This window comes from Paenibacillus sp. Root52 (genome assembly GCF_001426865.1).
Taxonomy (GTDB): Bacteria; Bacillota; Bacilli; order Paenibacillales; family Paenibacillaceae; genus Paenibacillus.
Genome location: NZ_LMFO01000008.1, coordinates 27,194 through 53,409 on the forward strand (window position 1 = coordinate 27,194; position 26,216 = coordinate 53,409).

18 protein-coding genes are annotated in these 26,216 nt (G+C 46.8%); 3 read left to right on the plus strand and 15 right to left on the minus strand.

What is annotated here, in order from left to right; translation table 11 throughout:
- Positions 1–120: 120 nt before the first annotated feature.
- The 12 genes from ASD24_RS09955 to ASD24_RS10010 form a co-directional block, all read right to left on the minus strand.
- The gene (locus ASD24_RS09955; RefSeq protein WP_235540503.1) at positions 121–2,178 is read right to left on the minus strand and encodes an IucA/IucC family protein; all 2,058 of its coding nucleotides are present in this window, start codon (positions 2,176–2,178) and stop codon (positions 121–123) included.
- The gene (locus ASD24_RS09960; RefSeq protein ID WP_056695040.1) at positions 2,138–3,385 is read right to left on the minus strand and encodes a type III PLP-dependent enzyme; all 1,248 of its coding nucleotides are present in this window, start codon (positions 3,383–3,385) and stop codon (positions 2,138–2,140) included. The genes ASD24_RS09955 and ASD24_RS09960 overlap by 41 nt, the downstream gene beginning before the upstream one ends.
- Positions 3,382–4,158, minus strand: coding sequence for an HpcH/HpaI aldolase family protein (locus ASD24_RS09965; RefSeq protein WP_056695042.1), 777 nt, complete (start codon positions 4,156–4,158; stop codon positions 3,382–3,384). The genes ASD24_RS09960 and ASD24_RS09965 overlap by 4 nt, the downstream gene beginning before the upstream one ends.
- Complete coding sequence (locus tag ASD24_RS09970) at positions 4,155–6,146, minus strand: IucA/IucC family protein (protein WP_056695045.1); 1,992 nt, start codon at positions 6,144–6,146, stop codon at positions 4,155–4,157. The genes ASD24_RS09965 and ASD24_RS09970 overlap by 4 nt, the downstream gene beginning before the upstream one ends.
- Positions 6,147–7,844, minus strand: a complete 1,698-nt coding sequence (locus ASD24_RS09975; protein WP_235540510.1) for an IucA/IucC family protein — start codon at positions 7,842–7,844, stop codon at positions 6,147–6,149.
- Positions 7,822–9,252, minus strand: coding sequence for an MFS transporter (locus ASD24_RS09980; RefSeq protein ID WP_056695054.1), 1,431 nt, complete (start codon positions 9,250–9,252; stop codon positions 7,822–7,824). Before ASD24_RS09980 ends, ASD24_RS09975 begins: the two co-directional genes overlap by 23 nt.
- The gene (locus ASD24_RS09985; RefSeq protein ID WP_056695055.1) at positions 9,249–10,604 is read right to left on the minus strand and encodes a diaminobutyrate--2-oxoglutarate transaminase; all 1,356 of its coding nucleotides are present in this window, start codon (positions 10,602–10,604) and stop codon (positions 9,249–9,251) included. Before ASD24_RS09985 ends, ASD24_RS09980 begins: the two co-directional genes overlap by 4 nt.
- Positions 10,605–10,640: 36 nt before the next feature.
- The gene (locus ASD24_RS09990) at positions 10,641–11,642 is read right to left on the minus strand and encodes an ATP-grasp domain-containing protein (protein WP_056695059.1); all 1,002 of its coding nucleotides are present in this window, start codon (positions 11,640–11,642) and stop codon (positions 10,641–10,643) included.
- A gap of 776 nt (positions 11,643–12,418) precedes the next feature.
- Positions 12,419–13,240, minus strand: a complete 822-nt coding sequence (locus ASD24_RS09995) for an ABC transporter ATP-binding protein (RefSeq protein WP_056695063.1) — start codon at positions 13,238–13,240, stop codon at positions 12,419–12,421.
- A 13-nt stretch (positions 13,241–13,253) separates the two neighbouring features.
- Positions 13,254–14,297 (minus strand): FecCD family ABC transporter permease, encoded by a 1,044-nt coding sequence (locus tag ASD24_RS10000; RefSeq protein WP_056695069.1) that lies wholly within the window; start codon positions 14,295–14,297, stop codon positions 13,254–13,256.
- Positions 14,294–15,307, minus strand: a complete 1,014-nt coding sequence (locus ASD24_RS10005) for a FecCD family ABC transporter permease (protein ID WP_056695077.1) — start codon at positions 15,305–15,307, stop codon at positions 14,294–14,296. Before ASD24_RS10005 ends, ASD24_RS10000 begins: the two co-directional genes overlap by 4 nt.
- A 90-nt stretch (positions 15,308–15,397) precedes the next feature.
- Positions 15,398–16,411 carry an ABC transporter substrate-binding protein gene (locus ASD24_RS10010; RefSeq protein ID WP_056695082.1) on the minus strand — a complete coding sequence of 338 codons (1,014 nt, stop codon included), beginning with the start codon at positions 16,409–16,411 and terminating at the stop codon, positions 15,398–15,400.
- A 511-nt stretch (positions 16,412–16,922) separates the two neighbouring features.
- Here ASD24_RS10010 and ASD24_RS10015 point away from each other — a divergent pair.
- From ASD24_RS10015 to ASD24_RS10025, 3 genes are all read left to right on the plus strand, one after another.
- Positions 16,923–17,501 (plus strand): hypothetical protein, encoded by a 579-nt coding sequence (locus ASD24_RS10015; RefSeq protein ID WP_056695085.1) that lies wholly within the window; start codon positions 16,923–16,925, stop codon positions 17,499–17,501.
- Positions 17,502–17,704: 203 nt separating this feature from the next.
- Positions 17,705–19,465 (plus strand): glycoside hydrolase family 13 protein, encoded by a 1,761-nt coding sequence (locus ASD24_RS10020; RefSeq protein ID WP_056695088.1) that lies wholly within the window; start codon positions 17,705–17,707, stop codon positions 19,463–19,465.
- Positions 19,466–19,732: 267 nt separating this feature from the next.
- Positions 19,733–21,889 carry an alpha-amylase family glycosyl hydrolase gene (locus tag ASD24_RS10025; RefSeq protein ID WP_056695199.1) on the plus strand — a complete coding sequence of 719 codons (2,157 nt, stop codon included), beginning with the start codon at positions 19,733–19,735 and terminating at the stop codon, positions 21,887–21,889.
- A gap of 377 nt (positions 21,890–22,266) precedes the next feature.
- On the opposite strand, the gene ASD24_RS10030 is transcribed toward ASD24_RS10025, so the two are convergent.
- The 3 genes from ASD24_RS10030 to ASD24_RS10040 form a co-directional block, all read right to left on the minus strand.
- On the minus strand, positions 22,267–23,103 hold the full coding sequence (locus tag ASD24_RS10030; RefSeq protein ID WP_056695093.1) for a sugar ABC transporter permease: 837 nt from the start codon (positions 23,101–23,103) through the stop codon (positions 22,267–22,269).
- Entirely contained in the window at positions 23,100–24,455 is a 1,356-nt protein-coding gene (locus ASD24_RS10035; protein ID WP_056695094.1) for a sugar ABC transporter permease, read from the minus strand. The genes ASD24_RS10030 and ASD24_RS10035 overlap by 4 nt, the downstream gene beginning before the upstream one ends.
- A 174-nt stretch (positions 24,456–24,629) precedes the next feature.
- Positions 24,630–25,916 carry a sugar ABC transporter substrate-binding protein gene (locus tag ASD24_RS10040; RefSeq protein WP_056695095.1) on the minus strand — a complete coding sequence of 429 codons (1,287 nt, stop codon included), beginning with the start codon at positions 25,914–25,916 and terminating at the stop codon, positions 24,630–24,632.
- Positions 25,917–26,216 lie beyond the last annotated feature (300 nt).

Here is a 26,216-nt window from a genome sequence, read left to right on the forward strand (position 1 = left end):
TACCATCTGATCCATCTAGTGACTGCATAGGATTGAATATAAAACCAACAATTTATACAACACCTGCATAACCGCAAAAAAGGCAACCCGGCATTGCCAGATCACCCCAATCCTCTTATTTCATCCAATGTAAAAAGGATTATGCCCCGCGCCTTTGCCCGATGGCATTGCCCCAGGCACCCCATCCGCTTCTAACAGCGGACGGACAACTAACTTCGCGGGCCATTCCCGCCTTTGGAATATCAGGCGGAATAGCTCAGCCCGGTCAGCCTCCGGAAGCTGCACACGGTGCAACGCTTCCTTCCACATCTGCTCCGTAATGTCCCATAACTTCGCTTCAGGCAGATCATAGACTGCAACGAGTGCCTCAATAATGGCAGCCAGATTGACCTGTGTCCCTAAAGATTGCACGTAAAATATGAGTTTCTCAATCGTCTCATTATACAGACTATTAGAGTATCCCGGTCTAATCCAATACGCCGGATCAGCAATCCCATGCTTGTCCAGGTAAGGCTGATGCAATCGCACAGAATCGTGGTCGCGGAACAACAGTCCCTTCACCTGCTGATTGCGTAAGACCACACAGCAGTTCTGTCCATGAATCTCAGGGACAACACCTACCTTGAAGAGCCGCATGACCACATCATAAAATAACCCAGCCAGCTTGGTGTAAAATACGATCACATCTTCTTTCGATAACTCTTCACCTAATAGTTCGGACAGCAGGTGTCGACCATCCAGTGGTACCCCGAGGGCAGCCATCGGGATGACTTTCACCCCTTCTTGCAGAAGCTCTGGCGGATAGATCCGTATCTGAGCCGCAAGATGGCGAGGATGATCATCGAATAAGCCCATCGTTTCGGGCATGTAGCCCCACCAATTCTGTTCTTCGCATAAGAACACTTTCCCGGCAAGGGAATCATCACAAGCGACCGCCTGCCGTAACATCCGTTCTCCAGCCAAACCATTCAATAGCTTAACTACTGGAAGATAACGTGCCGCGCCAAGAGACAACACGCTGACAGGAAGCTTCAACATATAAGTTGACGCTGTCACAGAAGACATCGAGCGAAGAGAAGATGTCGCCTGAACCTCACCCGCTTCTACATCAAGCACAAGGATCGTACGATCCTTGAACTCCGCTGCATAACGCGGGAGAATGATATTCTCCAATTGCCACGGATGAACCGGCATAGGCATATAAGTTTTCAGATCAATTCCATTACGCTGGAATGCTTCCTCCACAATTTTTCGCTGATGCTCGTCCAATATATCCAGTGTAGAAAGACCGTTGTTATCTTCACAACTTTGTTGCACGACATCCTTACGCACTGCAACCCAGCGCAGAGGTATCTTCTCTCCGAATTCTGCTGCATAACGACGCACATCCTTTTCCGTGAAACCAATCTTTGCTTTGGATGTTGGATGAAAAGGCCGATCTCGTAATGCGGCAATTCGTTCTCCCTTAATGAACCACTCGTAGGCATTGGATGGCTTCACGTTATGCAACTGATCCACTTGTTCTAGCCCCAAGGCCAACTGCTCGGTCGCCGCCTCAATGCTATCCACAAATTCGGCTACGCCCGGATGCGCATAAGCTTCGTAAGAAAGCGCGAGCCGCAGCACAGCATGTCCAACGGCTACCGGTGTAGAGAGCATAATCCATTCACCTTCAGTATTTTGGGTATATACCGGGGAGCCCTGCACCCACTGTTTGCCCTGCCTAATACTGGACTGAACCATAAACACGATTCCTTCCAGATGAACTAGAAACTTAGGAGCTTGACCAGCTTTTATACTTCTAGCATCCTCCCTCTGTAATGCAGCATGAGACGACCTATTTCCCTCTTCTCGAAGTGACTGTTCATCGCTAAACGTCTGTTCTTCTTCCAACGTCTGCTGTCCTTCCAATGCACCTTCTTCTGCAAACGTACGCTGGTTTCCTAATCCCAATGTGCGTTCTTGTCTACCCACCGTTTGATCCTTCTGCCAACCTGCCCGCTGCCCGTACTGATACGGTTCCATCATTCGGCGGATTTTCTCCGGGGCAGCAGACAATTCAATCAAGGCATTTCCGGGAAGCGGCAGTAGTCCCTCTGCCAGAAATGCATTGATCAGATCCTCCATGATTTGGTGCTCAGCGGCTTGCAGACTGGAAAGCTTCATCACTGTTGACATGGTTGTTTCCCTCCGTCAAATAATGGAATGCCGGGTGCGGATGCCCCAGAAAATCATGGTGCGAGATCGTCCAGCAGTATGCTCCAGATTTCTCAAAAACAACGATATCCCCGACGCGGAGCAGCTTAACCTCTGCATTCGAATGCATCCGATCTTTCGGTGTGCACAGCTCGCCTACAATATGCACCTCACTATGCTTCACTTCTGGTCTTGCGTATGAATGCGCCCAGCGCTCTGTAGCCATAACTTGAAAAGGATGATTATGTCCCCATGAGGCAGGCAGCCGATTATGATGCGTCCCTCCTCTGATCACGGCAAACTGTTCGCCATGGGAAACTTTGATGTCCGTAACCTCTGTTGCATAATAACCATGATCTGCTACGAGAATTCGCCCTGGCTCGAAATACAACTGGACGCCGTCAAGTCGTTTTCTCGCCTCACTCTGTTTCAACAGAGACGTGAATAACGGCCAGTCAAACCCGGGGTTACCGTCATACGTCACACCGAATCCACCACCTGCATTAACGACCTCAACCTGTATACCGTAAGCGTCCTGCCATGCCTTGACTTTGTTTAAATACAGATCAATCATCTCAGCATGTAATCGCGCATCGGTATTGTTGGATAACGAGTGAAAGTGAAAACCGCGCAGGTGTACTGCTCCCGCACCTTCCTCACGTATAATCTGTATCGCTTGCTCAATCCACTCCTCATCTAATCCAAACGGGCTTGGCCCACCGCCCATCACAATCTTGGTTCGTGGCAGTGTGCTACTTCTCAGATTGATTCGCAGCAGAATACTCGCGATCTTTTTTTTTCGCTTCGCGATGGCTATCAGTCTTCGCAGCTCTAGTAAACTTTCCACATGCAACAAGGTGACCTGATGTTCCAGCGCTTGTTCCAACTCGGCTTCTTTTTTGCCTGGCCCGCCAAAGAGAATGGGAACCTGGGTACTAATACGTCTTACCTTGAGCAATTCGCCAATCGATGCAACCTCAAATCCCTTAACCCATGGCAGAAGCGCTTCAATGATTCGTGGATCAGGGTTCGCTTTGATCGCGTAGAACAAAGAGGTATGTTGCGGCATTTGCTGTAACATCTGGCGTACCTGTTCTTGGATTCCTGCGAGGTCGTAGAGATAAGCACATACAGGCTCTTTACTGCCCTCTTGGATCTGGCGGATCACCGTTTCTACCTTGGATATCATACCTGGCCACCTACACTCCCATAGTCATTCCGTTTCCGCACATATGCACGAAAAGCTGTATTCCGGTCATCCCCTAACACAAAAATATGTACCCCTCGCTCTGTCCACAGCGTCATATCCTTGATACCTCTCGTCACGGTTGCATACGGGACATTGTACTGCTGCGCTTGATCATGTAAGGTCGTCAGTGCAGAGCGAACATCTGCATGATCCGTCTGCCAAGGTACACCGAGAGATTGCGATAGATCTGCGGCTCCCTCTAGCACAAAACTGACCTGTGGGTGAGACAAAATGTTATCGCTCTGCTGGATGCCCTGCACACTCTCAATCATCGGAATCACCATGATCTGCTCATTCGCCTGTCCAATGTACTCAGTAAGTGGATATTTACCGAACACACCAGCACGTCCACTATTCAGACTGCGCATTCCCAGTGGATGATAGTAGGTGTGACGAACCGCTTCTTCCACCTGCTCCCGTCCTTCCACGTGAGGGATCACAATGCCTTGTGCCCCGCAGTCCAGCACTTTCAAAATCTCTGCCCGCTCTACCTTCGAGATACGTACGAGCGGTGTCATGCCACATAGATCAGCAGCCCGAATCATCTCTTCCAACGATTCCATATTCGTGGTTGCGTGCTCTAGATCAATGATGACAAAATCATATTCTGCATGTCCGATCATCTCAATGATTACCGGATGTGGAATCGATACAAACAAGCCAAATACAGGGCGCCTTCGCGATATTTTTTCCTTCAACGTATTTGTTCTCATGCCAATGTATCTTTCGCCAGCTTCAATGGATTGCTGACTTTGCGGAAATACAGTTCCCCATCACCGTAGAGGCGCCGCTTTGTCATCTCTTCGATTAACGCATCCTCGCCAAATAGGTCAAACCACGCAAAGCGTTCGCTATATTCCGGATACTGTTGCTGATAGTCCACAATGATACTCGCACTCAGTTGCCAGAATGTTTCCTCGGATAATCCAAAGTGCTCCAGCGCCAGAGCAATATCGGTCATACAGATGAAGAAAAATGCATCATAGGTATAATCCCGAACCTCGGATACATCCTCGGCATAGATAAAGGAATACCGATTGAACTTACGGTGAGTCTCCGGTACAGGATGCAGCTCTGGTGCACGCTCTGGGTGGAGCAATTTATCTGGTACATAACGAACCCCATCATGCAGATCCTTGACGATAATTCGTTTCGGCAGGTCATTCTCCAGCACCAAAATAATATTCTGGGCATGTGACTCAAGAGCAATGCCATGGGCATATAACAAATGAATGATCGGCAGTGTAATCGTGCGAACAAGCGCTTCGCTCCACTTTGCAATACCATGACGTTCGATTGCAGCCTGAATGAAAGGAACACCGTTTGGTTGCACCAGCATCAATGCATTTAGTGGCCAAGCCGTCTCCCCCGGTTGCAGATGGGTGGATACATTCTCGCGCCAGATTGCACCGAATGTTCCGTACGCACGGCGATATTGGATCACAGATAGTTGCTCATATCTGAAGGACAATCCCATGACCTCTTTCAGTATGGCAAACTGCTCCTGCTGCAACAGCTCATCCTCCTGAATAAGTTGTTCCAACCAATCGCTGATCAGCGGTGCATTCTGGGTGGTATGCTGAGCCAAAATACGTGTACTTGATGTATTCGTAATACTAAGTGCTAGTTTGATATAAGGAGCACTAGAATTAACCCGATTGGAGAGAGAACGGATCGACTGCTGGGCGCGATATGAAGATGAAGATGCCCCGAGGAAAATGATATCCTTTTCCAATAATTGAACAGCGAATACCGACTGTAATTGGTGCTCCCATTGCCAAGGATGAACCGGGATGAATACATAAGGGTTACCATGAGCATCAACGTGGGTAACGCCAACTCCGTCACTGTTACTGTTACTGCCATTACCATCGCCACTGTCACCGCCACTACTGCTACTGCTACTGCTACTGCTACTGCTACTGATATTATCACTGTCGCCACTACTACTATTGGTATTGCCACTTATGCTGGTACTGTCAACGATACCACCCTCAGTAACATCCATATCGCCAAACTCTAGAGCAGATTCGCCCTGCAAAATTCGGTAGAACCGACGTCTATCCGCTTCCGTCAAATGTTGTCCCACAAGATCATCTGATGTACAACCTTTGGAGAGAGCCGTCTGCACCAACGTCTGCTTCACCGCAAGCCAATAGAGCGGCACATCCATGTTGAATTCGGGGCCATAGGCCTGGTTGTCTTTTAGCGTGAATCCTAACCTCGACTTATAACTCGGATGGTAGAGATGACCGTCCGTCATATGGCTTTCGAGTGCATCATAATGATGATCCGCGATCGGAATCGACTCTGCCAATACAGCTCGGCACTGACTATCTTTCGCCAATGTCTCCAGCAACTCTTGAATGAAGGAATCGACATGAGCTCCTGCAAGTTTGTTCAGCACCATTTCTTCCAGAAATCGATTCAGATCAGTCATAGGCACGCCTTCTCTTTGGATCGACCCTTTAACTATCTTCACTCTACCGAACGAGTACTTCTGCTGTGCTTCACAGATGTATTGAACAGGTTTACCTTGCCCATCGATTCCGGTAGTTCCCCATTCTCTGCCTTGCTTCCTACAATCAATAATGTCCTCGAACCATAAAGCCTCCAGTGCCTGACGCATAATGCGTTCCTGCACATCCTTGTGTACTTCCGTTTTGTCCTTGATTTCAGTCTCGACTTGAACGGCTCCCACTTACTTCACTCCTATTCGGTTCATTACATTCTGAACGGCCACATAATCCGGTGTTTGACTGATTCCTCGAAGACAGCTCACCAGATTCTGCTTCGCCATAAATGCATCTGCCTTGAGCAAATGCTGAACATAGGCATTCCCTGTACGCTTTAATTCTTCTTCAAGCACTTCACGCACCATCTCCCAGAAATGCTCTTCCTGTACACCCACATCCCTAGCAAGTGCATGTATAAGTGAACCCAGATGATTGATCATAAAATAGTAAGATGTCCTTGCCCAAGCCTTCTCCCGTGGATAAAAGAGCAACTCAGAACGATCACGTTCAGCCGAATTCACATGCTCGATATCCACGCTAACCCCTTCGAGATCACGCACGATAAAGGCAACAGGCCAATCCTCTTGCAGGGTCACCAGTGTATTTTGTAAATGAGCTTCAAAATGAATGCCTCGCTCCCCACCTGCACGCACCAATGGCAACAGAGATAATTGTAAATAACGGGATAACCATTGCTCCGCCTCTGCCCGTCCACCGCCGAGCATACGCATCAACCGCGATGGCATTCCCGGCAGAGGAGCTTCTACTAGGCTAGAAACAACGAACGTACACGAAGGGTCGAATTCAATCGGGCGATAAGCTACGGTAAACAAACTGGTCAACCCTTCATCTCTGAAGTGACACGTTGTTACTCCCGTTTCATATGCAATGTGTGTATGCTCGTCCTGCTCAAAACAATCATGTTGTACCAAATAACGTGAAGCATCCAGCGTTCTCCGCATCTGCTCCGCACTATTCGTACGAATCATGTTCGTAATCTGCATATGCAACGACAGCTTGATATTACAGTTCATATCAGGCACATATACGGTGCGTACTGAGGATGTTGGATAGGCAAGTGGACCGAAGCTGCCAAGCAGTACGATTTTTCGTTCCCGGATGTAAGATTGCACCTCGGATATACCCAAGATGTGCTTATATTGCCAAGGGTGAACGGGCAGTACGCCATATTGCTCAGATGAATTTTCCACGACTTGTGCCAACTGTTGTTGAACACTCTCATGCCATTCAATCTGATGATGGTCGTCCACCCATTCTTCTCGATACACATCCTTCCTCACGGCAATGTAACAAAGCGGAAAGGCATTACGTAGCTCCGGGCTATACCTGAGCACATCCTGTTCAGTGAACCCACGTGAGTTTTTGGGAAACGGGTGGAACGGATGTCCATATAATAGAGACTGTTCCGATGTACAGTAATCATGCATTTCGAAGGCGCCAGCCTTTTCAATGAACAGCGTCAAGTTCGCGAGGCTATTGTCTACCTTTTCGGCAAAATCACGGACGAGATCGTCATGAACTCCTTCTTCCACTTCCTGTTCCTGCGAGATTACCCCTTCACTTCCCTCAGCACTCAGTTCACGGGTAATCCAGCGAACCAGATCCTGCACATACACCATCTGTCCAGTGAGATTTTGTATGGTATCGTACTCGTGCTCACCCATGGCGGAGTAATACGATAAACGTCCAGTAACGATGACATCACTCACCGGAAACGACACTCGGAACGTCTTGGTCATCGCATTGATCTGTATATCATCTTGCTTCTTGTATGCAAGCTCACGAATGTACGTGTTGAGAAGCAGCTTGCACGAGTGCATATTCGCCTGCTGCTTCGCCTCAGACTGGAGCTTGTTTTCCATCTCGAACAATGAGGCCAACCTTCTTTCGTGTTATAAGTAAAACAAGGGGCAGAGTTAGCAGGATCGCACTTCCCAGCACGATACATATTTCTCGTAGCGCACCCCACTTGGCCATCTCTACCGATGCCCCTGTCTGAGCAAGCCATTGCCATCGCATATCGTAGAACAACGTCAATCCCATGATCGCAAACGATGAAGCTAAACGTTCAATCGTCGTGGACAATGCCGATCCCTCATGCATATCCTCTTCCGATAACGCCTGTAATCCTAGAGCCGAGATGCTCATGCCTGACAGTCCAACTCCAATTCCTCGGCAGGCCATAAGCAAGACCAGAATAATAAGCGGGGTATTCAGCGGCAGGAAGGCAAACGATACAATCGAGAACGCCACAAGCGCGGTGCCCCATGCGATAAATTGCAACGACCGACCACGATCCATCAGACTGCCGCCAATCCACATGAACAGACTTGTGCAGATCGATAGCGGAATGAACAGCGCACCGGATAAAGCTGGTGACATGTGAAAGACATCTTGGAATAACAGCGGTAAAGCAAATATCACCCCAAACATCACGCAATCCTGAATGGTGGAGATGAGTACAGTTAACGGAAACACCTTATTCCGGCGTAAAAGCTGATAGCGAATTAATGGTTCCTTCCGTCGATTCTCCGTTTGAATAAAACGGATGAGCAGTGCAATCCCTACGGCCATAAGGCTCCAAGGTACTCCGCTACTCACAATAGGACTAGCATATAGTTGAAGTCCCAGACTAAGAGCGCCTATCCCTCCGATCAACAAGATCATGCTGGATAGATGCCACCGCTTGCGGCGGGCTGGCAGATACATCTGGATGTATCTGCCGCATAAGATTAAGGAGAATACAGCGAACGGAACGTTCAACCAGAATAGATATTCCAGTCTTCCATACTCAATGATGAATCCACCTAAGGTCGGCCCAGCCGTCGGAGCAAGCATTAGGAGCATTCCCCACGCTCCTGTGATCCTGCCTCGCACCTCGGTACCGTAATAGTCAAATAACAAGACAAGGGATAACGGAATCATGAGACCTGCCGCCACGCCATGCATAAATCGTACGATCAACAACACCTCGAAATAGGCATGGAACAGTGCACCAATGATGGAGAATATGCCATATAAACATATGCCTAACATATAGGTCTGCTTTCTACCCAAACGATCCACGATCAGAGAGGCCATCGGCATCGTCAGCGTCATCGCAAGCATGTACAATACAATGATCCATCCCCCTGCTGTCGTCGAAATATCATAGTGTTGGACAAAGTAGGGTAACAGTAGATTAAATGCACTATTTGTCAGTACCAGAGCAAAGGCTCCCGTAAGAATAGCCCACAGAACGGCATGACCCTTGAGTAGCGATAACTTCATGCTGTAGCTGTCGTTAAAGCAATAGCTGCCTGCACGGATTTCTCAAAAATCCTCAATACGGCTGCCGTCTCCTGCTCTGTAATATTGAGTGGTGGCAGGAACCGGATCACAGCCGAATGACGACCACCGACTTCCACGATTAAGCCATTGTTGAAGCATTCATGCTGGATGGACGCAGCTAACGCTCCATTCTGTAGATAATGTCCTAAGCGATCCTTCGGGCCAGCAGGATCAACGATCTCTACCCCAATCATCAGTCCTCTGCCCCGAACATCTCCAATCTCTGCATACTGCCCTTTCAATTGCTCCAATCGATGCATGAACTGCTCGCTGCGAATTTGCACGTTCAGAAGAATGTTCTGCTCTTGCATGTGGCGAAGGGTAGCAAGCCCTGCGGCCATCCCTAGCTGGTTACCTCGGAAGGTTCCCGTATGCGCGCCGGGTTGCCATTGATCCAGTTCTTCTTTATAGATCACAACGGCCATGGGTAAGCTGCCACCTACCGCTTTGGAGCAGATAATCACATCGGGTACAATCCCAGCATGTTCAAATGAAAACATCCGTCCCGTGCGGCCAATGCCTGTCTGAACTTCATCAATAATCAGTGGAATGCCCCGCTCAGACGTAATACGGTGCAATTGCCGCAGCCATTCGATATCCGCAGGAATTACTCCGCCTTCACCCTGCACAGTTTCCAGAATAATGCCACACGGCAACGCAATACCGCTCTCGCAATCATCCAGCAGATTCTCAATGTATTGGGCACTAAGCTTGGCTGTCATACCTTCCCCCATCCCAAATGGGCAGCGATATTCGTAGGGAAACGGCAGGAAATGCACATCGGGTAAAAGGCTCTGTAGATGTTGCTTTTTGCTTAGATTGCCACTCATCGCCATAGTCGCCTGGGTTGAACCATGGTAGCTTCCTTGGAAGGCAAGGATCGACTTGCCACCTGTCGCGTTTTTGACTAGTTTAATTGCCGCTTCTACCGCATCAGCTCCAGTTGGCCCACAGAACTGAATTTTGGCCGTATCCTTTAATTCATTCGGAAGAATGGAGAGTAGTTCTTGCATAAATGCAAGCTTCAATGGTGTTGCTAAATCCAAGGTATGTAACGGAATCTGTTGATCAAGCACACCACGAATCGCATCCGTAACGGTCTCATGGTTATGTCCTAGGGCAAGCGTTCCTGCTCCTGCAAGACAATCATAGTAGTCACGACCTTCAGTATCGGTAACCGTAATCCCTTTAGCCTTACTGATCACAAGTGGAAAGTGTCTAGGGTACGAGCGCGCATTCGATTCCTTTTCATTTTGAAGCTTCAGATAGTCGGACTGAACTTCTACTGACATTGCATATTACGCTCCTTATGATCAATTTGAGATGAACTACAGTTCATGCTGAACAAGATACTCTAAGTACATGCGCACAACATCACGCGTAGTGCCTCCATGAGGAAAAACGTGATGTGTCATATCCGGAAGTGCGTTTACCTCCAAAATGCCTCCGTTCTCTTTCGTAATCGGAACCCGCAGATCCGAGCAGCGGATATCGATCCCGGCTACATCAATTTGTAGTGCGTTCGCAGCTCGGATCGCCATGAGAGCGTTAGCCTCATGCATATCTTCCGTACAATCCATATAGAACTCGCTGATGTTCCCAGCGGCTGAATTCTGTAGAAGGTAAAGCTCAATTTGTCTGCCTAAGGAAGGCACATCCTTAGAAGTAACTCCCTGTGCACGCAAGGCTTGATGCAGTTGTGCGGAATCCTCTTCAAGCTCCGGGAATGCTTCATATTCTCCGATATGGGTCAATTGAAGTCTTTCCTGATTCAACCTTTGGATTAACTCCTTAATCGTTGAGATGCCGTCGCCCTCCACGAAGACAGGACGATATTTATTAACAGCGGCAATAGCCCCATTAATGACTAGAATCCTATAATCTATCCCTCGCACAAAGCGCTGGAGCATAATGCTTGCACTATGGGCTAACGCTCGTTCAATCGCGGCCTCCATCTCATGAACAGTTCGTACATCAAGTGTTACGCCAGCACTGCCACTTGCATCAAGAGGTTTGACGACAATCGACTGATTTACTTCTAGAAAATGAACAGCCTCATCTCCCATTCCACTCAGGACAACAAAGGAAGGTACAGGCATTCCTTGCTGCTCTAACAGCATGTTACACACCTGCTTGTTCTTCGCCAGTAGTCCGGCAATTAGCGGTAGATGATGAGACCTCGTCTTGTTGATGATGATTCTTCTATCCTGGGACGAGAGTTCCAGAAAATCCTCACAGCCTGCAAGGAGTGGCTTGCAGGCGATTCCCATCTCCAGGGCTTTGCTTAGAATGAGTCGGTTTTGCAGATTCTGAATCCCTTTCGGAAACACTGGAAATCCTCCCCGATCCAATGAAGACGCACTCTAGCCTCTGCTTCATCCGATTTTTAGTTGGTTCATTTTGATAATGATTATCAATATCACCTGATTCTATTTTATGGTAAATATAGTATTTATGTCAATTGGAAACTTTAAAGGAATTTTAAGTATATTTAGAATGGGTGTTTGATACGCAGATGATCATAAGTCTTATGTTGATTGATTCGGTGATTGGTTCGGTGTTTGAGTTGTGATATTGCTGAGATACGATCGTAGGGTGGGTTAAAATAACGATTGTAGTGTGGCTAGGTAAAGTTGATTTACTTAGTCTAAGATACAGTTGAGGCTAGATATGGAGAGTGTATGTAATAGTGCGTGCTCAAAAAGGGCGGTTTTCAGTACCAAGAAGATGGGATGAAGCTAGAAATGGAGTAGCGGAGCGTAGGCAAAACTACGTGAGCAACTACATTGTTTCCGAAGGAAACAAACTTCGTAAGCCTCCACTTATTTCGGCTGAATCCCATATTCGATGCTGAGATGCCGACAGGCATCCTTCGTAATCAAAAGCGGGCTTTTTGAACAACCTCTAATAGAGTCAATGGGAGAAAAGAGACAAACGCCCCACTATGAAACCTAGAGACGTTTGTCAGTTTGAAAGAAACAAATCAAGCAGCTGCCTTATGCTTCAACTTGGGACATGTCGGTCAACAGCATCGAGGATGCCTGATTGGGTCAATGGTTCCTAGGTCAGACGATACCAGGATATCGACACTTGCATTTCTTCATCCTTAAGCCAGTTGGGTGTAACGCTTCTCGCCGTCTAACTTTCTTCCCCTTCCATGTGGGATACAGGTCGGCGTCCCAAACAACGGATCAACAGCAATCTCACATTCCATCTGAAACACAGTACGAATCATGTCCTGCGTAACGATCTGCTCCGGTTTTCCTTCTGCATAAATGGATTTGTTATGAACGGCTACGATGTGATGTGCATATCGGCAAGCCAAATTGATATCATGTAGCACCATCACAATGGTACGGCCTTCTTGCTCATTTAATTCAAATAATAAGTCCAGTATTTCAATCTGATGGGTCATATCCAGATACGTCGTCGGCTCATCCAGCAGCAACGTCTCCGTGCCTTGAGCCAGTGTCATCGCAATCCAGGCACGCTGGCGCTGACCACCAGACAATGCATCGAGCGGCCGATCCGCTAGCTCCGTTAGATGTGTTGATTCAAGTGCTAGCTTAACCATGCGTTCATCTTCGCGAGACCATTGCTTCAGCCAGCTCTGATGAGGATATCTCCCCTGTCTGACTAATTGATTGACTGTAAGACCTTCCGGTGCGGAGGGGCCTTGTGGCAGGATTGACATGCGTCTTGAAATCTCTTTGGTAGGGAGCTTGGCAATCTCATCACCATCTAGCAGCACGGAGCCTGAGCTGGATTTTAACAATCGGGCCATCGTGCGGAGCAATGTTGATTTGCCACAGCCATTACTACCAATGAGAACCGTAATCTGTCCTTTTGGAATCGTTAGATTCAGATTATCTATGATCGGATCTGCTCCATAAGAGATTGTAAGGTTCTTTGCTTCCAGAATGCTCACGCTTCTCTCCTCCTCAAAACTGGTTTCGATTCTTAAACAATAAATATAGGAAAAATGGTGCACCGATCCCCGCCGTAAATACACCTGCTGGCACATCAAGGGGAAGGAAAGCTGTACGTGCAATCAGATCGGCACTTAGTACGAGCAATGCGCCAACAAGACCCGATACTAGAAGCAAGCTTCCGAACATCCTGCCTACTAACTTTCGTGCAATATGTGGTGCAATTAGACCCACAAATCCGATGGTTCCAGCAACAGCGACGGCGATGCCTGCGAGTAGCACACTACATAGAAGCAGTAATGAGCGATGCCATTGCACGGTTACACCGAGCCCAGTTGCCACATCATCACCGAACTCCTGCGCATTTAGACTTCTGGCAAACCATATCGCGAGAGGTACAACAATGAAAATCACCGGTAGAATCGTTTGGATATCAAGCCATGATGCTCCATAGATGCTGCCTGTTAGCCAGATATAGGCTTGTCCAGCCGTATAGAATGGGCTCAGAATCAGCATAAAGGTAGTTCCTGCGCCCATAATTGCCGAGATTCCAATCCCGATCAGTACGAGACGGATGGGAGTTACTCCTTTTTTCCATGCCAGTACATATATCACTAGCGCTGTAATTAGCGCTCCAATAATGGCAAACAGCGGAAGTAACTTAATACTGATCGTTCCGCCCAGAATGGATACGAAACCAACCGCGGCAACGGCTGCGCCGCCTGTAATCCCAATGACATCCGGTGAAGCGAGCGGATTACGAATGATCCCCTGTAGGATTGCACCAGACATTCCCAGTGCTGCACCGACGAGCAGAGACAATAACACACGGGGTAACCTTAAGGTGAGCACCACAAAATCATAGTCACCCGTACCTAACTTAAAGATCGTTTGCAGCACATGGAGTGGAGAAATATAATCACTGCCTATACTTGTGCCAACGATCGCTGCAACTAGAGATAGCATAAACAATACAATAATCACTATTAATGATTTCCGTTCCATTTGCAGTGAAATGGCATCTTTTTTCGTGCGAAAGGTTAACATTTTTCTCATATTTTCGTCCCCCCCTTACGGGCTATGTATACGAAGAAGGGGCCGCCGATGATTGCTGTCATGACACCTAGCGGAATTTCCTGCGGCATGATGACCAGTCTTGCGACAACATCAGCGGATAGCAATAAGATGGCTCCCCCAAGTATGGAATAGGGTACCAGCCAGCGATAATCATTTCCCACCAGGGCACGCATGATATGTGGAACAACGAGACCAACCAGACCGACCGAGCCAGCAACGGCAACAGAACCACCAGCAAGCAATACGGTAACCACACCCATGAGCAGCTTAACTAACAGCACATTCTGTCCCATGCCCTTAGCAATATCATCACCCGTCAACAGTAGATTGACCGCCCTTCCCATGAAGAGCGCTACAATTGCTGCAATCGTCATATAAGGAAGAACAGGATATAACATGTCCAGCGTTCGTCCACTTACTGAACCAGCCAGCCAGAACAACACATCCTGAAGACCCGTTCCATCTAATATAAGCACCGCTTGAGTGAAGGAAGAGAACAGTGCTGTAATGGCAGTGCCTGCCAGAACAATTTTGATTGGTGTTAGACCGTCTCGCCCAAGCGACCCCAGTCCATATACGATAGCAGCAGCAATTGCTGCACCTGCAAAACCAAACCACATCATTGTATTTAAGGATGAAACGGATAGAACAACGATGGCAATCACAATGAAGAAAATGGCTCCAGCGTTGATTCCGAACACGCTCGGTGAAGCGAGCGGGTTACGAGTCAACGCCTGCATAAGCGCGCCTGCTACAGCCAGACTCGCCCCTACAACCGCGGCAATGACCGTACGTGGCAGACGTTCTGTTAACAGAACGATATGCTCGATGGATTCTTCATCATAGTGCCGGAGTGCATCCATCCCATCCTGCAACGTAATCGCTGTACGTCCAAAGATCATACTGGACCCACAGGCCAACATCAGCAAAATAAATAAACCTACGATTCCATAAATCTTTCCGCTTGTCTTCGTAAAAAGGGGAAACATATTCTCACTCTTTCATCCATGAAATGCAAAAAGACCTGCCAGCCCATACACTTTGCTTCAAATGTTGGTGCATGGCAGGTCTCGCTCCCGTTAATTCAATTTGAAATATTCATACAGATCATCCAGCATCATATTGGCAGATGTATATCCTCCTGCCATGTTCCAAGCCACTTCATCGACTTGAACCAACTGGTTGTTCTTCACAGCATCGAGGTTCTTCCACAATGGACTGTTTGTCCAATCCTCATAGTTCTTCTGAATTGCTTCCGTCTCAGTACCTGAATTGAAGTTGAAGATCAAGTCAGCATTCATATCTGGAATGCTCTCTTTGGACGTCAATTCGACACCCCATGTATCTTCATCATGACCTGCTGGTCTTGTGAAACCGAGCTCTTTCAGAATTTTGCCTGCATAACCCATGTAGAAAATACGAACTTGATCGGCTCTGAAGTTAGTGATGGTTGCTTCGATCGGGAGGCGATCACCCATTTTTTCTTTGAAGTCAGCTACACGCGTATCCCAATCTGCCAGCAGCTTGTCCGATTGCTCCACCTTATTCATTGCTTCGCCAGCCAGTTTCACGGTTTCTTTCCAATCAAACAACGTTTCCGTTACAACCGTTGGGGCGATCTGTGACAGCTGTTCATAGATGTCCTCATGTCTGATCTTCGTTGCAATAATGAGATCCGGCTTCAATTTGTTGATCTCTTCCATATTGGGCTGAGGTTCTTGACCCACTTGTGGTACGCCGTCCAGATCAGCTCTCAGATATTCGTATACAGGTTGCTGAACCCATGATTCAACAACACCTGTGGGCTTAACACCCAGACCAACCACAACATCATTCGCACCTTGGAACAGTGTTACAATCTTCTGCGGTGTACCTGTAATTGTGGTTTCACCCATAGCATGCTTGATCACTCTAGTCTGATCATCTGTCGTATTGCCCGTTGTATCGCTTTCACTACTGCTCGTGTTCCCACTCGTAGCTTGGCTTGCCGTATTTGTTGTCTCTGCACTTCCCCCCGATGCACACCCTGCCAGCAGTGAAATCATCAATAGAAGTGTAGCGTACATAAATAGCTTTTTCTTAAATCTGAACATGCTAACCCGACTCCCCTTTATCCTCTAAATGATATTGAATCTCATTATCATTTGTATTGTAATTCAGTTATGTGCTTTGTACAAGCATTTATTTGGCAATATTTCCCGAGATGTGCGGATGTCATTCAGACTCCTATTACTTATTAATATAGGGATTGTGAGAGATCCAACTTTATACCTTATATAATCCCACTTTTATCAAACACACATTTATGTAATTATTTACCTCTTATTATGGTGTGAAGATATGTAGTTTATGAGAAACACGCTCTCGTTTTCACATATGAACATGCTAATACCTCTTTATACCTATCTCTCAGACCCCCTACGGAACGTTGAATAGGTACTATTTCGTAATTATCGCTGAGAACGATTTTATGTAAATCTATTCCTGTAATTTACTGTCGTACTATGTTAGATTATCCATTGGAATAATATACATAAATTAGGGATTGTCTTAGAATTTCGATCAGTGAGATTTAAGACATGACCAAGATGGGGGCTATGAAACATGAAGAAATCTTGGATATTATCATTGATTATGAGTTTTGTATTGCTAGGAGGCGTATTCCTACCTGCTGGTTCTTATGCGGCTGCAGCTGAGGATACAACATCTACCTACTCAGAAGACAGTGAATATGGTTACGATACATCTCAAGACGAACCGTTACCGACGGACGAAGAGATTGATTTTCTGGACTACATTGATAAATTGACAGAAGCCGCAGTATATGAAGAGAAAGCGTTCAACGCTGTAAGTGGCGGTACCATCATCACTTCGGCTAATCGCAAATCTGTGTTTCTGAAATTGACCAATACCGCAATTCCGAACTACACCAAATATGTATCTAAGCTAAAACTAGTGAAACCACAAAATGCTGAATTGCAAAAAATCCATGCCAAACTGGTCAAAGGAAGCTACACGCAGCTTGAAGCTTACCAATTGTTCAAGAAGTCGGTATCCAAAACTAAAGTGAATAGCACTTTGCTGAAACAAGGTAATGCTAAACTTGCTCAAGGTGCTAAACTGATCGAGCAATCCAATAATGAGCTAGTTAAATATGCAGCTAAACTTGGTTATGATCTGTAAGCTGTAGTGCTCATTATGGCGAGATCAAAAAAGTGAGATAAAAGTAAAAAAAAGTGTTTTCTTTTGCGAATTTAGTTCGTATAATAACGCTATAATCAAAAGGCTATGCTGCCGAAAGGTACAACCTCGTGAACATTGGGGGTTGTGCCTTTTTTGCGTTTATAGCCGGGTTCTATAACTTTTATCCATAAGGAGTGACTTGAATGCTACTCGAAGCTATTTACCATCGCCCCAAATTAAATTGGTCGTACGCTTATGACCGCTCTACAATGCATGTTCGCCTGAGATCCAAGCGCGGAGATGTAGACGCCGCCTATGCCATTATCGGGGATAAGTATGCCTGGGATCGAACGATGGAAACCCTCCCCATGCATCTATTCACCAGCGATGCCCTCTTCGATTATTGGGAGGTTGAGGTACAGCCACCTTACCGCCGGTTACGTTACGGTTTCCGGTTAGAGAAGGATGATCAATGTGTGTGGATGACTGAACGCAGATTCGAGACAGCGATGCCGGAAAATTCGTTGGAGTTCTTCGATTTTCCATTTATGAATCCGGCAGATATTTTTGAAGCTCCTGCTTGGGTAAAAGAAGCGGTCTTTTATCAAATATTCCCTGAACGTTATGCTAATGGCGATCCTTCCATCAGCCCAGCCAATGCGGAGCCATGGGGCGGTGAGCCTACGCCAGTTAATTTCTTCGGAGGTGACTTGCAGGGCATTATCAACCACCTCGACCATCTGGTTAATCTCGGCATTAACGCGATCTATTTCTGTCCATTGTTCCAGGCAACGACGAACCACAAGTACAACACTGGCAATTATCTCAAGGTAGATCCTCATTTCGGCACGAATGAGAAACTGAAAGAGCTGGTGGATGCCTGTCATGAACGTGGGATACGAGTGATTCTAGATGCGGTATTTAACCACTCAGGCCGAGAGTTTTTCCCTTTTGCAGATATCCTTGAAAATGGTGCATTATCCCCCTATGCCGATTGGTTCCATGTTCGGGATTGGCCGGCACGGATCGAGGATGGCATACCGACATATGATACCTTTGCCTTCGAACCCCTGATGCCTAAGTTAAATACAGAGCATCCTGAAGTGAAATCCTACCTGCTGGAAGTGGCACGTTACTGGGTTCAGGACATTGGTATAGATGGCTGGCGACTTGATGTCGCTAATGAGGTGGATCATCAATTTTGGCGTGAATTCCGACAAACCGTCAAAAGCATTAACCCCGATGCCTACCTATTGGGTGAAATCTGGCATGATTCCATCATGTGGCTTCAGGGTGACCAGTTTGATGCGGTGATGAACTATCCGTTTACTAACTCCGTGCTCGATTTTGCTGTACACGGTAAACTGGATGGCTTAGGATTTGCTGACGAGATCGGTAAGCTGCTCATCGCTTATCCTCAATCGGTTACTGAGGTTTCATTTAACCTGTTAGATAGCCATGATACGCCGCGACTTCTGACCGAATGTAAGGGGGATGTGCGCAAAATGAAGCTCGCCCTCCTCCTACTCTTCACCTATCCAGGTGTACCCTGCATCTATTATGGAGACGAGATTGGGCTGGAAGGTGGCTACGATCCTGGCTGCCGCAAATGCATGGAATGGGACAAAGACAAACAAAACAAGGATCTTCTCAGCTTCTTCACAACGATCATTCATTTACGTAAACAACATCCTGCACTTCGCAGTGCTAATCTCAACATGCTCCATGCCAGAGCTGATGATGCTTGTCTTGTTATTGAACGACATGATCCACACACAGGGGAATACTTCGTGCTCATACTCAACGCCGATGATCAATCACGCTCGCTCGATCTCACACTTTCTGTAGACGGAACCTGGCATGACGTGTTCAACAATGATTCATTCAAGACGGATCAGAAGAATCAGCTCCAGATTGAAGCATACGGATTCCGCTTACTCCAGTTGAAGAATACGAAACAATAGATAACTAGCAAATAAATGCTTTTAAAATATATATTGACAACTAAACCAATATTTAATTATTATATCGTTGTGAAGATAACTCGAGGGCTATGCTTTTGAACCGATATGGTTTAGAACAACCCCGGTAACTCCAGCAGGAGATGCCGGGGTTGTTGGCATGCCATAAGGGAGGCGATGCGTTCAACAGAAATGCGAGATTCGTCATTTGTAAGCGCTATTACAATAATTCAGAACATATCCAAACCAATTGATGAAGGGTGGATTACCATGTTCAAATTAACCAAGCGAGTCCTTCTCAGCGCAACGCTGACACTAGGCTTGATGGCAGGAAGTGCCTTCCCTTTTCTAACCACACCAGCTGTATTCGCAGATCCTGATACTGCGGTAACCAATAAACAGAATTTCAGTACAGATGTCATCTATCAGGTGTTCACAGACCGCTTCGCCGATGGCAATCCCGCCAACAATCCGACAGGAGGAGCCTACGACGCAAGTTGCAGCAATCTTAAACTGTACTGTGGTGGCGACTGGCAGGGACTAATAGACAAAATTAATGATAACTACTTTACCGATCTAGGTATAACCGCGCTCTGGATCTCTCAACCTGTCGAGAATATCTACTCTCTAATTAACTACTCGGGTGTCAACAATACAGCCTACCATGGCTATTGGGCACGCGACTTCAAGAAAACGAACCCAGCCTTTGGCACGATGACTGATTTCAGAAACTTGGTCGACACGGCTCATGCCAAAGACATTAAAATCATCATCGACTTCGCTCCTAACCATACCTCCCCCGCCATGGAAACCGATACTTCATTTGCTGAGAATGGCAGGTTGTACGACAATGGTAACCTTATAGGCGGGTACACCAATGATACCAACCAGTATTTCCATCACAATGGTGGCTCTGACTTCTCCACACTTGAGAACGGCATCTATAAAAACCTCTACGACCTGGCTGACATGAACCACAATAACGGTACCATCGATACGTATTTCAAGGATGCAATCAAGCAGTGGCTAGATATGGGCATTGACGGAATTCGTGTAGATGCAGTGAAACACATGCCTATGGGCTGGCAAAAGAATTGGATGTCTTCGATCTATACACATCAGCCTGTGTTTACCTTTGGCGAGTGGTTCCTGGGATCATCTGCTTCAGATGCAGATAATAATGATTTTGCCAATAAATCCGGTATGAGTCTGCTGGACTTTCGCTTCAATCAAGAAGTTCGGAATGTCTTCCGCGACAATACCGCCACGATGTACGCCCTAGATTCCATGATCAGCAGTACCGGATCGGATTACGATCACATCCATGATCAGGTTACTTTTATTGATAATCATGATATGGATCGCTTCAAAACGAATGCAGTCCAGAACCGGCGTCTGGAGCAAGCTTTGGCATTTACATTAACTTCGCGCGGTGTACCTGCCATCTATTATGGAACAGAACAATATATGACCGGGAACGGTGATCCAGATAACCGTGGTAAGATGCCCTCCTTCTCCAAAACATCCACGGCGTTCAATGTGATTAGCAAGCTTGCTCCACTACGTAAGTCCAATCCGGCAATAGCCTATGGTTCGACGCAGCAACGCTGGATCAACAATGATGTATACATCTATGAACGCAAATTCGGTAATAGCGTTGCTGTCGTTGCAATCAATCGTAGTACCTCAGCGCCTGCATCCATCTCAGGTCTAACCACCTCGCTTCCTACAGGTACATATACGGATGTGCTCGGTGGCGCACTTAATGGTAATCAGATCTCCTCTAATGGAGGAAACATTACATCCTTCAACCTTGCAGCCGGTGCAACAGCCGTGTGGCAGTATACAGCGAATGAGACCACCCCAACCATTGGTAATGTAGGCCCTACTATGGGGAAAGCGGGAAATGAAGTCACCATTGATGGTCGTGGATTCGGCGCTTCCAAAGGCACGGTGAACTTCGGAACTACAGCAGTAACAGGTGCAGCCATCACCTCTTGGGAAGATACGCAGATCAAAGTCAAGATTCCAGCCGTCGCAGCAGGAACTTACGCAGTGAAAATAACAGCAGGCGGAGTCAGTAGCAATGCTTATAACGATTTTACGATTCTTAGCGGAGATCAGGTTTCTGTCCGTTTTGTCATCAATAACGCTACCACTTCACTCGGCGAGAACATCTATCTGACCGGAAACGTGGCTGAGTTGGGAAGTTGGTCCACAGGCTCCACCGCAATTGGCCCAGCGTTCAATCAGGTCATTCATGCATACCCAACGTGGTACTATGACGTCAGTGTTCCAGCGGGTACGCCGCTAGAGTTCAAGTTCTTCAAAAAGAATGGCTCCACGGTTACGTGGGAAAGTGGTTCCAACCATACCTTCACCACCCCGACGAGCGGAACAGCTACGGTTACAGTGAACTGGCAATAACACGTTAAGCAACATAAGTTAACCATGAAACCCGGAGTACGCTGAGACAGCGTATACTTCGGGTTTATACATACGATTTGATTGGATTGGGGTTAGGGATTGATCAATTAATTAATTAAATGATTCATTAATCGCTCGCTGAATGAGCTAATTTTAATGTAGAAGTTATACATGGCACGTGGCTCGTAAACTCATATTGAAGCAGAAGGCACTTCCGTAATGATGTCTGTCAACTTTAGACATAACATCACGGGAAGTGCCTGCTTGACGTATTATTTGTTGTTTTACTTAACTACTACTAGATCTGCCACGTGTTTTATCACTTCATATATTTAATCTACGACAAGATCGCGGACAAAATAATGTACAGAGCACAGTTACCCTTTGGAAGCCCCTGATGTGAGACCTTGAACTAGGAAGCGCTGTAGGAAAACAAACAACAGCGTAATCGGAATGGCGATCAGTACCGCTCCTGCGGCGAACATCGTAAAGTTACTGTCCTGATACCGATTGACCAGATCCCACATCCCTACCGCAAGTGTCCAATTCTCCTTCGTACGCAGTACCAGACGGGCAAAAATAAAGTCCATCCATGCCCCTGTGAAGCTAGTTAAAGCTACATAGGTCAGCATGGGTTTGGATAATGGCAAAATGATGCTGGTGAATACCCGCAAGTGACTTGCACCATCGATACGAGCCGCTTCATCCAGACTGCGCGGAATGGTGTCGAAGAATCCTTTGACGATGAATCCTCCAAGTACTGCTCCTGAAGAATAGACCAGAATAAGCGCAGTATGGGTGTCGAGCAGTTTAATTTGTAGCAAAATGATGTAGATCGCAATCATGCTCATGAAACTTGGGAACATGCCAAGAATCAGCATGGTAGAAAGAATCGTTTTGCGACCACGGAAACGGAAACGCGACAAGGCATACATCCCCAGTGTCACCATGAGTGTAGAGAAGATCATGGTGAAAAAGGCAATTTTCAGCGTATTCATATACCATCGGCCATACATAAAAGATGGATTGTTGAACAGTTCACCATAATGGGACAGCGTGAAGGCTTCTGGCCATAAACGCTCACTAAACAATGCCGCACCCGGTCTTAGGGAAGAGAGAAAGATCCAGAGCACCGGATAGATGGAGACGACGGCAATGATCAGTAGTAACAGGTAACTTACTGCCAGGCGCACCGGATTATTGCGTGTCTTCATTGAATCATGTCCTCCTCCTTAAATGATTTGGAGCGGCGGAAATTCCAGATGGAGAATGAAGCGATAATCAGGAAGATAATAATACCTACCGCAGAAGCCATGTTGAATTTATTGTTATCCAGCGTTAGCTTGTAGAGCCAGGTTACTAGGAGATCCGTTGCGCCAGCGTACTGATAATCCCCACGCAGCGGATTGCCGTTGGTCAGCAGGAAGATCACATTGAAATTGTTGAAGTTACCAGCAAATTGCATAATGAGCACTGGCGTAGTCGCAAATAAAATGAATGGCATCGTAATGATTCGGAATTTCTGGAATGCGGAAGCCCCGTCCACTTCGGCAGCCTCATACAGATCACGCGGAATGGCTGTCAATACACCCAGAATCAGCACCATGCTGACTGGAATACCGATCCACATGTTGACGACAATAACTGTAACCTTTGCCCAGAACGGATCGGTCAGCCATGGTAATCCCTCCAGTCCAAAAGCTCTCATATACGTATTGATCGGACCAAACTGTCCGTTGAACAGATTGCGCATCAACAACAGGGAAATAATCTGCGGGATGGCATAAGGCAGGATGAAAATCGTGCGCCACACCTTCTTGAAGCGTATACCCCGCTGTTCAATCAATAACGCCACGAGTACACCACCGAAATAAGTAGTAACTGTAGCTAAAATGGCCCAGATCACCGTCCAGGTGAGAACACCGTAGAACGTCTGACTCCATGACTTGAGCTGGATCAGATCACTGAATGTCTTGAAGCCGACCCAGTCTACCAGTTTAGCTGGCGGAATATGATCCGGCGCCGAATAGTTGGTAAAAGCAATCGTGACCGTAAACAAAATCGGCATAATGGTGAAAAAGAGTATCCCAAGTGCCGGAATGGACAGAAACAGATATGGGAAGTTTCGATCCATCATGTTTCGGATCGTGGCTCCTGCACTTCGTATCTGCTTGCCTTCTTCTCTAGCAAGCCCGGTCATGTACGCATCCCGGATATTCAAAATGTAGATCAGAATAAACACAAAAAATACCAGTAATACGATAATCCCATCAAGCAATAAAAAGATGGAATGGTCTCCTTTTTGAAGCACGGTGGAACCATTCACTTTGACAAAACGCTGTGTATTCTCGCCCAGTGTCCATACTCCCCATACCGCCTGAGACAGGCGAGGAAGCAGGTATGCAAGCCCTACTCCCTCCAGCAACAGTAGTACAATTCCTTTGATCCATTGCCGATTATATAACTGCCCCAGACCTTGCAATATGATGGAACATATGGCCGCTGTCATCCGGTGTTGCCTCTCCCTTCCGGGGCCGACAGGCACCGGGACATGCTGCTGTTGCATTCGCTCTCTCCTCTCCGATCGCTGTTATCCCCAGATTTTTCTATTCCTTTTCTAAAAGGGGAAATCCGGGGATAAAGTCATGCAGGTGCTTCCGAAGCAAGCTTTCTTTCAGAAAGCTTTTAGCTTCACTTCTTCAGCTTGTTCTTATGCATATCTTCGTGTCGTCGTTCGTTCTTACTGCACGGTTGCAAGGCTCTCTTGGATCTGCTTCACGGCATTGTCCAGCGATGCTTTGACATCCTTGCCAGTATCCCAGATATCAGTAATAGCTGATGTGATCGGTCCCCAGACACTGTCCATTGCAGGAAGCGAAGGCATTGGGGTGGAGTTGTTGAATTGCTCCAGGAACGCATTGTTGATCGGATCTTCCTGAACCTTCGGATTGGCTGCGACGTTCTTGTTCGCCGGAAGTGTGCCATTTAGTTCAAAGTTCTCCATCTGAGCCTCTTCATTGGAGAGGAAAGCAGCCAGTAACTTGGAGGCATTCGGATATTGCGTGAATGCATTTACGTAATAAGCTTTAACCCCTGAGAAAGATGTCATCGGTTTGCCATCGATCGCTGGAAGTGGGGCAACACCGAAGTCGATTCCCGCATTGCGGTAATCAGCAATGGTCCATGGTCCGTTAATATCCATCGCCAGTTTGCCGCTGGAGAACAACCCTTTTTTGATATCGTAGTTCACGTCACCCATCTTCAGCGGCAATACTTCAGACTTTAGTGTCTGTAGGAACTGCCCACCCTTCTGAGCCCCTTCATTATTCAAACCAAGATCTCCGCTGTCCATCCCGTTATCACCGAAGATATATCCGCCCTGCGAAGCCAGGAATGCATAATTGTAGTAGAACTGCTGCAATTCCCACATCAGCGCATATTGATTGGACTTCGTATCATTGAACGTTTGGGCGAAGCTGATAATTTCGTCGAAGTTTTGTGGAGCTTCCGGGTATAATGCTTTGTTATAAAAGAGGGCATATGTCTCAACACTGTACGGATATCCGTACAAGATATCCTTGAACGTCACCGCCTTGAGTGCATTCTCACTTGTGTTCGCTGCAGTTTCTGCTTCAAAAATGTCATTTGGCAAGATCAGTCCTGCTTCTGAAGCGCTACCAATTTTGTCATGTGGAAACACGACCACGTCTGCTGCCAGCCCTGCCGGTCCGTCTGTCGTCAGCTTCGTTACCTGATCCGTTGGAGGCAATTCTTCCATTTTGACGGTAACACCATACTTCTCTTCGAACTTCTGAACTCTTTGCTCAATAAAGCTGCTTTGATTCTTATCCTCCCAGATGACCAAGGTTGCCCCTTCCTCTGGCTGAAGATTTTCGGCTGTGAGTTGTACAACTTCCTCGAGATTCTCGCCTGCTGCCGTCGGAGATGGAGTTCCTCCTCCTGCCGAGCATGCAGCCAATGTAAAAGCCATGACGACAGACCATGTTGCTCCTTGCCATTTTCTCATGTAAAATGTCCCCTTCCCTCTGTTTGGTTCAATGAAATTGCGCTCTCTCACCCTTGGATCTGCGTAGAATGTCAGGTATTGTGATCCTTGTTCCTTTTTGTACAAACGTTTGCTCAAATAAAAGACAGAATCACATTTTTGTTCAATATGTAGGGGGAAATGTACTAAGAAGTATGTAAAACCAATGATGTAAGCGCTACAATAACACTCACATCATACAATACGATACTTTCTTTGTACAAACGTTTGCACAAGCCATATTGCTTCAATTTTAACCATTTTCTTTCATTTTGCCGAAGT

Bases quoted from the DNA above. Each gene is read 5' to 3' on its own strand.
- ASD24_RS09955 (WP_235540503.1), bottom strand. From the start codon at position 2,178: ATGTCAACAGTGATGAAGCTTTCCAGTCTGCAAGCCGCTGAGCACCAA.
- ASD24_RS09960 (WP_056695040.1), bottom strand. From the start codon at position 3,385: ATGATATCCAAGGTAGAAACGGTGATCCGCCAGATCCAAGAGGGCAGT.
- ASD24_RS09965 (WP_056695042.1), bottom strand. From the start codon at position 4,158: ATGAGAACAAATACGTTGAAGGAAAAAATATCGCGAAGGCGCCCTGTA.
- ASD24_RS09975 (WP_235540510.1), bottom strand. From the start codon at position 7,844: ATGGAAAACAAGCTCCAGTCTGAGGCGAAGCAGCAGGCGAATATGCAC.
- ASD24_RS09980 (WP_056695054.1), bottom strand. From the start codon at position 9,252: ATGAAGTTATCGCTACTCAAGGGTCATGCCGTTCTGTGGGCTATTCTT.
- ASD24_RS09985 (WP_056695055.1), bottom strand. From the start codon at position 10,604: ATGTCAGTAGAAGTTCAGTCCGACTATCTGAAGCTTCAAAATGAAAAG.
- ASD24_RS10000 (WP_056695069.1), bottom strand. From the start codon at position 14,297: ATGAGAAAAATGTTAACCTTTCGCACGAAAAAAGATGCCATTTCACTG.
- ASD24_RS10005 (WP_056695077.1), bottom strand. From the start codon at position 15,307: ATGTTTCCCCTTTTTACGAAGACAAGCGGAAAGATTTATGGAATCGTA.
- ASD24_RS10010 (WP_056695082.1), bottom strand. From the start codon at position 16,411: ATGTTCAGATTTAAGAAAAAGCTATTTATGTACGCTACACTTCTATTG.
- ASD24_RS10015 (WP_056695085.1), top strand. From the start codon at position 16,923: ATGAAGAAATCTTGGATATTATCATTGATTATGAGTTTTGTATTGCTA.
- ASD24_RS10020 (WP_056695088.1), top strand. From the start codon at position 17,705: ATGCTACTCGAAGCTATTTACCATCGCCCCAAATTAAATTGGTCGTAC.
- ASD24_RS10025 (WP_056695199.1), top strand. From the start codon at position 19,733: ATGTTCAAATTAACCAAGCGAGTCCTTCTCAGCGCAACGCTGACACTA.
- ASD24_RS10030 (WP_056695093.1), bottom strand. From the start codon at position 23,103: ATGAAGACACGCAATAATCCGGTGCGCCTGGCAGTAAGTTACCTGTTA.
- ASD24_RS10035 (WP_056695094.1), bottom strand. From the start codon at position 24,455: ATGCAACAGCAGCATGTCCCGGTGCCTGTCGGCCCCGGAAGGGAGAGG.
- ASD24_RS10040 (WP_056695095.1), bottom strand. From the start codon at position 25,916: ATGAGAAAATGGCAAGGAGCAACATGGTCTGTCGTCATGGCTTTTACA.